Source organism: Stackebrandtia nassauensis DSM 44728 (assembly GCF_000024545.1).
GTDB lineage: Bacteria > Actinomycetota > Actinomycetes > Mycobacteriales > Micromonosporaceae > Stackebrandtia > Stackebrandtia nassauensis.
This window is the reverse complement of record NC_013947.1, coordinates 4,504,110-4,516,612: the sequence shown is the minus strand read 5'-3', so window position 1 is coordinate 4,516,612 and position 12,503 is coordinate 4,504,110. Positions and strand designations below refer to the sequence as shown.

The window sequence follows — 12,503 nt, the reverse complement described above, 5'->3', positions numbered from 1 at the left end:
CCGCGTTACGCGGCCCCGATGCTGCGGCGGTAGTCGTCAAGGACAGCCACCACCCCGTTGACGTTCTGGTCGCCGTCATCGGCAACGCGCTCAATCTCGACGCGCACCCGGCGCCGGGCGGCCTCGGTGGACAAAAGATCGGCCATCGCCGACCACAGCGCGGCGAGCATCTGCGACGACGCCCGGCCCGAGTTCAAATGCCGGGTGAGGTCGAACGCGACCAGCCGCGCGGCCTGCCAGTCCGACGGCTCGAAATACTGCGCCTGCCCGGACTCGGACAGCGAGCGGTACCAGTCTTCGGCGAGCGGGTGCGCGGGGAAGTCCAGCGAAGGCGCTGCGACCGGCTCGGCTAGCGCGGGCGCGGTGTCGACCTGGGCGTCGAGGTTGCGGCGGCGCCGCTGGTCGCTGCGTTTCGGGACCGGGCCACGGGTACCCATGACATCTCCCCTCACTTAGACGCACGGACATGTGTTCGTACAGTTACGAAGTAGGATTGACGCGGCCGAATGATCTTCGGCACCCAAATTCCATATCCACCACCAGCGACGCAAAAAACTCCCCTCCTGCAAACCCCGGTTTGCAGCTGGAGCGTCGGGCAATGTGAGCGCAGCACACTTAGGGTTGCGCGATTGGTTTTCAAGGCCACCTTGGGAAAAGGGCTCGCCCAAGCCAGGGAAGATCAAGGCGGCAGGAAACCAAAACTGGGACCTACCGGGGCAGGTACTCAGCTTTAACCAGTTAGCTGGTTGAGCTGAACCCTGAATGAGTTCGGAGCTCAACCACAACGCCGAAAGGTGACGTTGTGGATTGGTCCACAGTAGGTTGGTGGGTGGTTATGGGAGTCACGATCCCAGCCATCGTCTTCGTCGGGTTGCTGACGCTTATCGTGTTGTGTGCCATGCGTGGCACCACCCCGTCGGAACGCGTCGAAATTCTCAAGGCCGCTGCTTCGCTCGCTCGCGAGTGGCGGCATCCCATCCTCAGTTTGCGGCGGCTTCCGAACGTCTCAACCAACGGTCAAGCACCAGTGGTCGACAATGGGTTGCCGCAGATTACTGACGGCGTGAATGACAAGAGTTCCATCTAGGTCCAGCACGCGCCGTTGTCGCACGTCGCGTCGTCGTCGAGGTCGGCCAGCCCGGCAAGGGTGTCTTGCGCCGGGGTGATGGCCTCGCCCAGCGGACGCGCGTAGCGGGTCAGGTAAACCGGGTCGCGGCCCAGGGTCGCGCGACGGTGGTTGAGGATGGTCTCAAGGTGGCAGGCGCGGGCGAAGAGGTCGGGTTCGTCGCGCGCCATCGTCGCCCACGCGTCGCGCGTATGAAATGGACAGAAGTAGCACGCGCTCTTGCCGGGTACCGGTAGCCCGGCCTCGGCGATGATCCGAAGACAATCGGCACGCCGCAGCGGCGGCGAATGCTCAAGCAGCGGATACACGGGGTTCTCGTAGGCCAGCGCGCGACGCCGGTTGACACGGTGCATTTCGTCAAGCGAGATGCCGATACCCACGGTCGCCGGGTTGTCCTTCGTGGCGCCGTTGGCTTTCAACCATCGGCCCAAGACTTTGATCTTGAAATCGGCCGTGCATGAGCGAGTACCGGGCGCGCCGTTGGACATACGAACCGGAATCGGCAACGACCGGGAACCCTCGCGAGTCAGACGCCGGTACAGGGTCTCGGTGGTCCCGTCGCGCCGGACGCGCTCAAGCTCGACCAGTGCCAGGCCGTGCCGTTCAGCGAATGGCTTCGCCACCCGGGTGACGTAATCCAGCGTGGCTGGATGTTCCGAATCATTGCCCACATTGGAGAAGAGGAACGTAACGAAGTCGATCCGCCTGCTTGCGGCAAGCACGAGCAGCGCGGTGGATTGGACGCCGCCGCCATAGGCAATGACGCGAAGCGGGGACATCACCACCCCCGCACGTTGTATTGATCAGCCATCATGGATAGATGGCGGTAAACGATTGGCTTCCCCTGGTTACGAGCATCGGTGGCACGGCAGTAGGACTCGGTGGTGTCTACGCAACCCTTCGCTCAGGAAAGCGGCAACAGGAAACTGCACTACTAGTCGCTCGCGAACAATCGGAGCACCAAGCGCGCCTTGCAAGGGAGGAACGATTGCAGCGCCGTCTAGAAGAGACTTACCGTGCGTTGCTGGATTGGGCCGAATCAGTACTCGACGCGACAGATTCAGCGATGACGGCCGTAAAGCGTTCCGACTATGACGAAGCGACTGCATACCTAGGGGAGGCAAGACGTTCGGTCAAGCAGTCGCCGTCAGCATTCAACCGTGCGCTTTGGGGGGAAGGTGTGGCAAATAGCCTTGTAGAGCTCACTATCGCAATTGAACGATCATGCCTTCGGATGATTGAGTTTTTGAAGACCGTTGCGGCTGAAGCTCCAGACAGGGAAGTACTCAATGACGCTGAAGTTCATGCAGCGAACGTGCGTACGTCTCATGCAAAGTTGGTCAACATCGTCCGACACCAACTCGTCAATCACCCTTGGTAGCGGTTTGGAGCCTAAAAACCCGTACGGCCCGTGAGGCGCTATGACGTTCCGATGTGGAGATTTGCTTTCCGGGGGTCGCCCCCACCCTCGACGGGGTTCGCGTCACAATGCGCCGGGGTGTTTCTCGGCGGGGCGTTTCTTCGGTGGTCGATTCATCCACGCGGCGCGTCCGCCCTCGCGCGCTGACTTCTTTTGATGGTGCCATTGGCAAAGCGCGGTCAAGTTGTCGAGCTCGTGATTGTTGCCGGGTTTGATGTGGTCGACGTCGGTCGCGGGTTCGGGGCATCGGGTGTCGTCGGCGCGGATGCGGGTGCATCGGTAGCCGTCGCGTTCGAGCACGATGGCGCGGCGGCGTGGCCAGTCGCCGGGGAGTTGGGCGGCGCGGTTGCTGCCGTGCCAGGCAGTCACGGTCTCGGCCATAGGGTGTCGTCCAGCAGGAGGCGCACGGCTGCCTCGGCCTGGGCGGGGACCACGCTGTTTCCCAGCAAGCGCAGTTGCGCCGTGCGGGATATTCCCTCCACATCGGTCACGTGCCCCGAGTTGATACCCATCATCCACTCGACGAATCGGGGGCTCAGGCGCCGGGCTTCGCCGCGTCCGGTCGGTGCGGTGGGTGCGGGCGCTGGTCGGGCGGTGAGGTGTTCCCATCGGGCGATGGCGGGGGCGTATTTGCCCCAAGTCTCAGCACCAGTGACGGCAAGGTCGCGTCCCCTTTGGAGCCCCGTTGGCGGGGTGAGCCTTTGGTGCCGTCGCTGGCTCGCGGGGTGGGAAGGAGTTCGGCCACTCCCGGCAGCAGCAAACCGGTTCGGGTGGTCTTGCGACCGTGGGTGGCGTTGGGGGTGGGTAGCAGCGGCGAGGAACATGCGGTCTCGTTGGTGCGGGGCCCCGAGTTCGCAAGCGCGTAGGCATAGCCAGCGTGCGTCATACCCGAGCGCGGCCAGGTCGGTGAGGATGTCGCCGAGTCCTCTGGTGCGCAGGGCGGCGACGTTTTCCAAGACAATGAGGGCGGGTCGAAGGTCGCGAACGGCTCGCGCGGCGTGCGGCCACAGCCACCGGGCATCGGCTACCCCCGTTCGTTTTCCGGCCTTGGATACCGGCTGACACGGCACCCCGGCGACCAGGATGTCGACCGGTTCGGCGTCTTCCCATGGGGCGGTGCGGATGTCGCCGAGGTTCGGGGCGTGTGGGTGGCGGTGGGTGAGGACGCGCGCGGCGTCGGGGTCGGTATCAGCGACCCAGGCCAGCTCGGCGCCGGTGACGGCAGCGACGGCGTCGTCGAGGGCGCCGATTCCCGAGCACAGGGAACCGATCCGGGGCACGAGTTCACCCCCGACACGACGCGAAAAGACCCGCCACTGTGGGCGGGTCCTAAGGGTGTCTTGCTGTAGAGACACCTCTGGTAATGCGTTAACCCTATGCCGGTCACGGTCGGGTCGCCTAGACGTTAGTTCACATGGGACTTGAGACTCGTGCCACATGCGAACGAAGGCGGCCAGGGTGTGAATGCCGCCGGGGTCCCACCATGCGCCGCACTCGACGCACATGGCGGTGCGCGCGGCTTCGCGCACCCGCAGCGTACCGAGGCGTTCGCACTGAGGGCACGGGCCGTGCGGTTTCCAGGGTGCGGAGTCCCACCCGGTGATGGTGCGCGCCCATACCCACCATGACCGGGCGTCGCGCGTCAACGCGGCCAGCGACTCGGCGTCGAGGCGGGCGGCGCCACCGACGAGGGCGCGGAGGTTGTCGACCGTGGCGCGGCGCGGCCGAATATCCATTTCGGACAGCCAGTCGCGGGCAGCGGCGTTGATGGCCTCGTGTCGGTCGATCGCGTCGAGACGGGCGGCCGGTTCGCTGGTGAAGATCCCGCGAAACCCGGCCAGCGGCTCACCTGCCTCGCCGGAGCTGGTTTCGATCGCGCGGGCGAGTTGCACGATGAGCGGCGGGTGCCGGGTGATGTGCGGGTACCGGTGCGGTCGTCCGTTGTGGGTGGTCTCGACGACTTCGCGGTGCGCGAACGGGTAGGCGAGGGCGTCTATCGACTCGGTGAGTCGGCGCATGAGGGTGTCGCGGTCTAGTGTGGTCACGCGGCGGCCCCCTGTTCGGCGTGGGGGCATCGGGGGGCGTGGGCGAGTCCGGCCGGGTCGCGTCCGGCCGCGCTGGCTTGGCATGCCATGCAACCGAGCCAGTCGCCGCCGCCGGGGGTGCCGAGCCAGTAATCGACGGTCTCGCCGGTGCCGCGCGCTTCGCGTGCCGGGTCGGCGACCGGGTTGTCGAGACCGGGCGGCGGTGGTGTCGGGTTGCCGTATCCGGCCAGCCTCAGCAGTCGCCGCAATACGGCGAATGGGACGACCGACGGCCATTCGTCGACGCTGGCCGGGCCCTGCCCATCGAGACGCACGACGAGGATGGGCACCTCGCCGTCGTCAGCTTGGCGTACGGCTTGGCTCAGCCATGCGCCCAAGTTCAGGCCGCGCCGGGCTTTGACCTCAAGGGACAGGCCGGGGGTGCCGGTGATGTCCGAGCCCTGGCGCCCGGCTCCGACGGGTTCGGCGTATGGCCAGCCGTCGGCGCGCATCGCGGCGGCGACGGCTTGCTCGGTGGCGCGGCCTCGGCGTTTCCTGGTCTGGGTCGTCATGGTGTTTTCTCCTTTGTGGTGGACGGTGGCTAGTACGGGGGGTCGAGTGGTCGAGGGCGCCGAGTCGTGGCGCTGGGGGCGGGCGGGGCGCGGTGGGCGGCGGGTACGGGTTGCCCGCATCGGTGGTCGGCCACCACGGGGCCGGGGAGGTTCAAGCGGGTGGTGTCGCGCAGCACGAGTTCGCGCCGGTTCAGCACATAGGAGCGTCGGCCAGCCGCGAGGGCGTCGAGTTCGCCGTCGGCGTTGAGGGCGGCGGCATCGGCGCGGACGGGTACGCCTTCGGCCAGTCCCTCAAGGACCACCGCGCCGCACCGGCACAACCGTGCCTGTGCCGGTGTCGAGACGGGTCGGGTGTTGCTCATCGGGCCACCCCTGCCGACAGGCGGGACTTGAAAATCTCGTGCGGCTTAGCCGCGTCCCTCCCTCTAAAGAGGGAGGGGGACGCGTGCTTTTTGCGGTTTCGGGGTGCGTGTTTTTGTTGCGTGATTTCGGTACCAGGCACAACGCTCGAAAAGACATGCGCGGTGAGGTGGCGTGTTTTCGGGCGTGCTTTTAGGCCGCGTGATTTTCCGCGTGATTTTGTTTCGCCACTGTGGATCATGCGTCGGTCTCCCATCCGGACGCCGCCACCACGGGCAGATAGGCGGCCTGTTTTCCGCGCCCGCGTCCGCCGCCGGTGCGGCGCAGGGCCCCGGTTTCGACGAGCCGGTCGAGCTTGCGCCGGGCCTTTTCGGTCTGGTTGCGCGTCGGCGTCGCAGACTCGAAGAGACGGCACGCGGCGTCGGCGGCGGTGATGCCGTCGCAGCGTTCGGCGAGCTCGACCAGGTCGACCGGGTCGTCGAGGCTGGATCGCCCCGAGGCGTGGTCATGGACGATGCGCAAGGGCCCGCAGTCGGCGGCGGGTTGTTTGAGGTGGCGTGCTTCGACAATGGCGTCGCCGGGTTCGGACGAGAGCATGAGTACCGAACCCGCGCCGGACGTCAACCACGTGGACCCGTAGATATCCGAAATGGAATCCGGGGTGCCGCCGCTGGAGCCGGTCTTGCGGTTGTGGTGAAGTTCGAGAATCTCGATACCGGCGGCTAGCGCCTGCTGTCGGGCCCGGTTGTAGGTGGCGCCGACGACGTCGTCGACCAAGCCGACCGCCGCGTCCTTGAGTGAGTCGACGACGATGGTGTCGGCGTCGGCTTCGGTGGCTAGGTCCACCAAGGTGTTGGGGTGTTTGCCGACGTCGGCGGGCGGCGGGCCGGGCCACACTCTGAGGTGCGCGTCGAGGATGCGCCGATCGGTTTCGCCCATGATGCGGCGCATCGCGCGGGCGGCCTGCTGGGGCCGGTCCATCCCCAGATATAGGACGCGGCGGTTACCCGGTTGCACGGGGAACCCGAGGAGGGAGTTGTCGAGCCCGAGCCGGGCCCTGATGAGCTGGTGCGCGAGGGTGGTCTTTCCGCTTCCCTGCCCGCCGCAGACCATCAGCGCCTCGCCGCTGGCCCACAACACCTCGTCGCCGCTACCCCACACCGCAGAGGGGCGGTCGGGCACGTCCAGCACCCACGCGCCGCCCTGTTTGAGGTGGGCGTGTAGGTCGGCCTCAGCGGCTAGTTCGGGGACGTCGCCGATGTGCCGGGCGACGATGAGGCGGGCGAGTTCTTGCGGGTCGACCGGTTCGCCTGCTCCGTCGAGGGTGGTCACGCCACACCCCCGGCCCGCAAGCCCGACCGGATGGTGCCGCGCGTTTCGGCAGGCGCGAGTCCGATGTGTGCGGCGGCGTCGGCAAGCGCGGCGACCACGGCCTCGGCCGGTGCGGCACCGGTCATGATGACATCGGCGGCCTTGTATGCCGCCCAGTTAAGGACGTCGTTGCGGTTGCCCTCGGGTGCGGACAGCACGACGGATACCAGCCCGGCCAGGCGGCCCCGCGCGTTCGACGGCGCGGCGAACGCCGACGCCGACGCCGAAACCATCGGGGCGGGCCGAAACACTGGCGCCGAAGGTTCGGCAGGTGCCAACAGTTCGGCGAGTTTGTGTCCAATTGGACTCAATTCGAGGCTGGTCGGGTCGGTGCCGGGCCGCCAGGTGTACGCCTTCCCGTTGACGGTCGAGGGTGGCAGCACGACATAAGCGCCGTCGGCTTTGACGTCGACGCCGGGCCCGAGCCGGTTACCGCCGGATTTCACCGTGCCGCCGGGGTGGGCGTAGTAGAGGTGAAGTCCGCGGCTGCCGGTGTTGGCGGTGACGGTGGCCGGTAGAACCCCGTCGGCCAGCAGCCGCACGAACGTATGCGTGCCGTCGTTGCGGGGGTCGACGTCGACGACCACGACGCCGGACGACGCGCCGGTGCGTAGCGCCAGGACGCCGCGCGGGTGGCCGGTGACCATCGCGACGACGCGCTCGGGATCGGTTGAGGCGGCATAGAACCCGTGGCACGTCAAGCACGGGCACGCTTCCATGTCGTGATCGCCGTCGGCTTCCCGGCAGGGGCGGCACAGTCTCAGCGGCACTTTTCCGGCACCGAGCATGAACACCGGCCAGCCGCGCGCGGCGTAGTCGAGGGCGTGCCGTGTCAGCTCGGCGGTCGCCAAGATGCGTGAGCCGTCGTCCACTCCCCACCTCCTTTGTCTTGTCGTTTGGGGTGTCCGCCCGAACCCACCGACCCCAGAGGGAAGACACGGGGCCGGTGGGTCAGGCGCGCACACCAAACGCGGCTTAGGCGGCCTGGGCGGCGGACAGTTGCTCAATCAGCGCCCGCGACTCAGCGGGCAGTGCCGCTAGCACCTCGGGCGAGATACCGGCGGGCGCCGCCGGTGAGGCAGCCGGGGCCGCTACTGGTTTCGGGGCCGGGACCGGTGCGGGGGTGCTGGCTGTCGGCGCCGGGGTGTCGGTGGTGGCGAATTCCGGGTGCGCCTTCAGGAACGCCTGCCCGCGCGCGACGGCGGCGGCGTCCTCGTTGGCGTAGTTGAACAACAGCGGCGGCTTCTGGCCGGGGCGTGGTGTGCCCTCGATGATGTGCCCGAGCACGATTTCGCCGAGGTGGCGCCGCAGGCGGCCCACGATGACCCCGTTGAACCACAGGCATTCGGTATAGATCTCGCCGGTATCGACGTCGGCGACATCAACCGCGACGGCGTCCTTGACGCCGTGAATCGTGGTGACCTCCGGCTCGTATCGCAGCGGCCGAGCGATGACGAGGTGTCCGAGAAGGTCGGCGGGCTTGATTCCTTCAGAAGGGGGCGCGAACTGAGACATGATGGCTACTCCTATGAGGACTGTTGAAATTGGGTGGTGGTACGTCAGGTGGAGGTGCCGGGGCAGGACGCCGTATCGGCGTCGGTGACGCCTTGGGCGTTGAAGAATGGGCAGAACGCACAGCCGGGCCCCGGCGTGGCGGGGACGTGCGCCCACCGGTCGGGGTGGTCGTCGACCTGTAGGACCCCAGCGAGGTGGATAACCGAGGCCAGTCGGTCGAGAGCGGTCTCGGCGACCGCAGGGTCGAACGGCTCGGCCCAGATAATGCGGCCGTCGAGGTGCCCGGCGCGTGGAAAGTAGGCGATGGCCACGCGCTCGACAGGCATCTCGGCAGACAGCCCGTACCCGTAGAGATGAACCTGGGCGCGGTACTGCTCGCTCGGCCCGCCCGCCCGCGTCTTCTGCAATGTGGATGGACCGACGATCTTGTGATCGATGACGGTACGGGTGTCATGGTCGTACAGGTCGAGCGTCCCGCGAATCGAGCCGCGCACTGTGACCCGGTGCTCGACCAGCCACCGCACCCGCCCGAGCCGCTCGTTGTCGGCCTCGAAAGCGGCGGCGAGTTCGGCATGTACGGCGGTGCCGATGAACGGCGGCAACGGGTCCCCTCCGCCATTCGACGCCGCGTACCCGAGCGCCTTGTATCCCAAGCGGCGCAAGCACTCGACGCCGATCTCACTGGGTCCGATGTTGACCTGTCGTGACCGGGGCCGCGAGTCGCTGTACTCCCGGATGACCCGCGCCAAGTCGATCGACAGCGCGATGCGCGCCTCGGGGGCGGCGAACGCTACCGCGTTCATGCCACACCGCTGTCGGTGTCGACCAGGGTGAACCGCCGCCGGGTCGTGGTGGTCGTGCACCGCTCGATGAGATCGGCAGGCGCGAGTTCACGAAGCATCTTTGTAGACACGCGAGTGTCACGATAGGTGGTGTGCCTGACGGCGGGGTGTCCGTTGATCGTGCCGAGCTCGGCGTCGCCCAAGCGCTCAATGAGGACGCGCCGCAACTCGGCGGCGGCGTCGCTCCACTGGGCAGCCATCGCCTCGGCATGGCGCAGTGATGAAACGAGGGCGCCGCAATCGTCCAGCGCCACCGGTGCCGGGTCGGTGGGCGGATTTTGGGTAGGGGGTACCACGGTAGGCATGCGAAAGTCCTTTCGCGAAATGAATTCGGTGGGGTTAAAAGTCGGGCGGGCGGTGGTGGATAGTTGACTGTGGTGGGTCAGTCGTTGTGGGCGATGACGCTCGAATAGTTCAAGCCGGTGGCGGCGACGATTCTTGCGAGCGTTTCGGTGCGCGGGGTCGTCTTCAGCTTTCCGGCGCAGATGCGGCCCCACGCCTCACGCGTGATACCGATGCGGCGCGCCTGCGCGCATACCCCCACCGCGCCCTGTGCGGTGAGAGCGGCTTTGACAGCCTCGACGTTGATATGGACCCGCGATCGTTTTCCCATGCGTCCCTTCCTCTCTCGTGTCGGGTCGTGGGATTTAGAAGCTATCGGGCAAGCGCTAGCGAAATCATGCAAAATGCACATGCAAGTCACCATTAAGTCACGTCTAAATCACCGGTACCAACGAGTAACCAGCGAAAATAGAAGGCCAGTGATATGTGTCACATGAAACGGTCGTGTCAGTGCCTACCCGTCGAAACTCCCTAAATCGGGCACTACTGACAGTGAGATACGAGACAAGGGTCACTTAACGTTTTCACGTGAAATGGCTGGTAGTGCGACTACCAAACCGGTGAATTCACGCACCCCCCGGCGAAGTTGAAAGATGATAACGCGCGTGAGAGATCCGTCAATGATTTGTCAATAACCCGACAAGATCACAGAGGGTAAGTGCGCGTCTTGAGAATGCACGGGCGGGTGTTGATATGTGTTTAGTCGCTGTCGGCCACCCGTGCCGATGCTGGGTCGACTTCGGCCGGGAATGAGCGGCGGCGGTTGAGGGCGTGCCGAAGAATGCGGCCAGCCTCGGCCAGCTTCACCGGGTCGTCAATAGCGCGGGTGCGGCGTCGTGGTTTTGGGGATACGGCAGACATCGCGGATTCCTTCGCGATTCGGGCGGACACCAAGCACAAGCGAGCCGATCGTCGGTCTGATCGGCTCCGCTCGGTTCGGCGTCTCGCCCATTGCCGCCACACATCGCGGTGGCGGGGTCGCCGCCACCATCGGCGGCGACCGTTCCCGTTCGTCCCTACCGTCCCGGCCTTGGCCATCTCGGCCAGTTAGGGAGTCTCAAGACTGGCGGCTCGGAATCCTGTAGAGCCGCCAGTCTAACAGTCCCTAAAGCTCTCTCCACTTGATCTTGACGCGGTCGGAGTCGAACCGCTGCAAGCCTGGTCGTGCCGGAAGAATCGTCACGTTCTCGACGAACATCGATATGATTTCGCGGCGCTCGTCGAGGGTCATCTCGTCCCAACCGTCGGCGATGAGCGCGGGATCGACGCGGCGGGTCGGCGCCGGAAGCGCGACCAGTTCGGCCCGCGCCGCCGCCTCGCGCTCATCGAGTTCTTCGCGAGCGGCGAGCCACTCGGCATCGGACAGCGCATCGGCCGCCCACGCCTTAGCCAATTTCGGGCGCTGGCCATCGATGCGCACTAGCTCGGCGGTCAACTCATCGCGTTTCTCGGCGTGGTTGTCCTTGGCCAAGGCGGCCTTGACTGCGGGCTTGTTCAGTTCCTTTATCAGCCGAGCGGCGACGTATTTCTCGGTCAGTTTGGCCATGATTCCCATGCACGAGCGTCCCCCGTTCATTGGGTGACAGAAGTAGTACGGTACCGAGCGCACGCCCTTCTTGTTGCGCAATTGCTTGAGGCTGCCCACAAGCGGCGCCTCGCATTTGCCGCACGTGATCGTGCCGCCGGACAACTCATAGCGACGCGCCGTCCCACCCGGGCGGGTGGTTTTTACTGGGTACTGCTTGCCCGCCTTGGTGCGCACCGTGCGCGGCGCCGACAACTTCGTGCGTACCTGCTGCCACAAACTCTCGGTGAGAATCGGCTCCCAGTTGCCACGCCCGGAAATCTGGCCCCGATGCACCCGCCACCCGGCCACCGACGGATTCGAGACCATCCGCTTGACGGACGCGGCATTGATGACCGTTGGCAGGGTCACCGGGTTACCGTCCTCGTCGAGCACGTCGTCGCCGTGTTCGTCCTTGACGTGCTTGCGGTGCGCACCCTCGAATCCACGCGCGGTCAACTCGGCGGCGATGTTCGTTAGCGACCACCCGTCGACTACGGCCCCAGCCGCCCACCGCAGAGCCTCGGCCTGTTCGGGCACCACCTTGTATGTCCGCTCGCCCTTGACGCGCGCGTGAACGTAGCCGAACGGCCGCGACCCGGCGGGCCACCCCTTCGCGGCTTGTGCGTCCTGGCGGCTCTTTAGGCGCTTCTTCTGGCGACGCACCTCGCCGCCGCCGAGTACCGCCTTGATTCCGGCGACGTCGTCGTCGACCAGGATCACGCCGTCGCGGTCGGTGTGAAGGCGAATAATGTCCGCCTCGACAAGTTCGGCCGCGAATGAGAACCACTCGACCTCTTGGCGCACCAGCCGGTATTGCTCGACCGACCAGATTTGCGCCACGTGTCCCATTCGCACGTCCTCACGCAGCCGCTCGAAGTCCGGACGGAACACCGTCGGATCGGCAGCCGACAAGTCATTGTCTATGTAGACCTTGATAGGCAAGTCGGGGAAGTGTTTTGCGCCATAAGCGCGCCCCCATGTCTCTTGGTCCCCAACGGACTCTCTAAATCCGCGCTTGTCTTGGCTTGCGCGGCAATACAAAGCCAGCCATTTATCCATGTCAACAACGCTATCTAGCGGTTCTTGTTTCACCAATCTTTAGTGAAGGAAAGTCCGTCAAGAACCGGGTTCACCTCGACCTCGGTCCCGACACCACAAGGGACGACGAGGTGGAGCGGCTGCTGAAGCTCGGCGCCACCGTGTTCGCCGACCACCGCGCCGCCGACGGCGTCCTGGGCTTCGTGACGATGCTGGACCCCGAGGGCAACGAGTTCTGTATCGAACGCAGCGACGCCGAACGCGCCGCGACCTGAGCCGAGGTCGTCGTCGGCGAACCGCTGTCGGTGCCCGCCCATAGGGTGTGA

15 protein-coding genes and 1 pseudogene are annotated in these 12,503 nt (G+C 66.0%); 3 read left to right on the top strand and 13 right to left on the bottom strand.

The window, feature by feature from the left end:
* Positions 1-5 precede the first annotated feature (5 nt).
* Positions 6-437 carry a phage terminase small subunit gene (locus tag SNAS_RS20820; protein ID WP_013019440.1) on the bottom strand — a complete coding sequence of 144 codons (432 nt, stop codon included), beginning with the start codon at positions 435-437 and terminating at the stop codon, positions 6-8.
* Between the two features lie 398 nt (positions 438-835).
* Between SNAS_RS20820 and SNAS_RS20815 the strand changes: the two genes are divergently transcribed.
* On the top strand, positions 836-1,087 hold the full coding sequence (locus SNAS_RS20815) for a hypothetical protein (protein ID WP_013019439.1): 252 nt from the start codon (positions 836-838) through the stop codon (positions 1,085-1,087).
* Here SNAS_RS20815 and SNAS_RS20810 read toward each other — a convergent pair.
* On the bottom strand, positions 1,084-1,905 hold the full coding sequence (locus SNAS_RS20810; protein WP_013019438.1) for an adenine nucleotide alpha hydrolase family protein: 822 nt from the start codon (positions 1,903-1,905) through the stop codon (positions 1,084-1,086). The genes SNAS_RS20815 and SNAS_RS20810 overlap by 4 nt on opposite strands.
* Positions 1,906-1,946: 41 nt before the next feature.
* Between SNAS_RS20810 and SNAS_RS35305 the strand changes: the two genes are divergently transcribed.
* The gene (locus SNAS_RS35305; protein ID WP_144300581.1) at positions 1,947-2,507 is read left to right on the top strand and encodes a hypothetical protein; all 561 of its coding nucleotides are present in this window, start codon (positions 1,947-1,949) and stop codon (positions 2,505-2,507) included.
* A 102-nt stretch (positions 2,508-2,609) separates the two neighbouring features.
* Here the strand turns inward: SNAS_RS35305 and SNAS_RS20805 are convergent, their stop codons facing one another.
* The 11 genes from SNAS_RS20805 to SNAS_RS20755 all read right to left on the bottom strand — a co-directional run bounded on the left by SNAS_RS20805 (position 2,610) and on the right by SNAS_RS20755 (position 12,198).
* Positions 2,610-2,927 (bottom strand): HNH endonuclease, encoded by a 318-nt coding sequence (locus SNAS_RS20805; RefSeq protein ID WP_013019437.1) that lies wholly within the window; start codon positions 2,925-2,927, stop codon positions 2,610-2,612.
* A complete protein-coding gene (locus tag SNAS_RS36320) occupies positions 2,912-4,591 on the bottom strand; it encodes a DNA cytosine methyltransferase (RefSeq protein ID WP_052305081.1) in 1,680 nt (559 codons plus the stop codon). The genes SNAS_RS20805 and SNAS_RS36320 overlap by 16 nt, the downstream gene beginning before the upstream one ends.
* A complete protein-coding gene (locus SNAS_RS33060; RefSeq protein WP_013019435.1) occupies positions 4,588-5,142 on the bottom strand; it encodes a hypothetical protein in 555 nt (184 codons plus the stop codon). The genes SNAS_RS36320 and SNAS_RS33060 overlap by 4 nt, the downstream gene beginning before the upstream one ends.
* A gap of 29 nt (positions 5,143-5,171) precedes the next feature.
* Positions 5,172-5,504: a hypothetical protein gene (locus SNAS_RS20790; protein ID WP_013019434.1), complete on the bottom strand. Its 333-nt coding sequence runs from the start codon at positions 5,502-5,504 to the stop codon at positions 5,172-5,174.
* 235 nt (positions 5,505-5,739) lie between these two features.
* Entirely contained in the window at positions 5,740-6,834 is a 1,095-nt protein-coding gene (locus tag SNAS_RS20785) for an AAA family ATPase (RefSeq protein WP_013019433.1), read from the bottom strand.
* Positions 6,831-7,745 carry a bifunctional DNA primase/polymerase gene (locus SNAS_RS33055; protein WP_013019432.1) on the bottom strand — a complete coding sequence of 305 codons (915 nt, stop codon included), beginning with the start codon at positions 7,743-7,745 and terminating at the stop codon, positions 6,831-6,833. Before SNAS_RS33055 ends, SNAS_RS20785 begins: the two co-directional genes overlap by 4 nt.
* Positions 7,746-7,848: 103 nt before the next feature.
* Complete coding sequence (locus SNAS_RS20775) at positions 7,849-8,388, bottom strand: hypothetical protein (protein WP_013019431.1); 540 nt, start codon at positions 8,386-8,388, stop codon at positions 7,849-7,851.
* A gap of 44 nt (positions 8,389-8,432) precedes the next feature.
* Positions 8,433-9,191 (bottom strand): PD-(D/E)XK nuclease family protein, encoded by a 759-nt coding sequence (locus SNAS_RS20770; protein WP_013019430.1) that lies wholly within the window; start codon positions 9,189-9,191, stop codon positions 8,433-8,435.
* On the bottom strand, positions 9,188-9,535 hold the full coding sequence (locus SNAS_RS20765; protein WP_013019429.1) for a hypothetical protein: 348 nt from the start codon (positions 9,533-9,535) through the stop codon (positions 9,188-9,190). The genes SNAS_RS20770 and SNAS_RS20765 overlap by 4 nt, the downstream gene beginning before the upstream one ends.
* Before the next feature lie 77 nt (positions 9,536-9,612).
* Entirely contained in the window at positions 9,613-9,843 is a 231-nt protein-coding gene (locus SNAS_RS20760; RefSeq protein ID WP_013019428.1) for a hypothetical protein, read from the bottom strand.
* Positions 9,844-10,677: 834 nt separating this feature from the next.
* The gene (locus SNAS_RS20755) at positions 10,678-12,198 is read right to left on the bottom strand and encodes a recombinase family protein (RefSeq protein WP_013019427.1); all 1,521 of its coding nucleotides are present in this window, start codon (positions 12,196-12,198) and stop codon (positions 10,678-10,680) included.
* 44 nt (positions 12,199-12,242) lie between these two features.
* Between SNAS_RS20755 and SNAS_RS20750 the strand changes: the two are divergent.
* A pseudogene (locus SNAS_RS20750) lies at positions 12,243-12,452 on the top strand (VOC family protein); the annotation flags it as partial.
* Between the last annotated feature and the right edge of the window lie 51 nt (positions 12,453-12,503).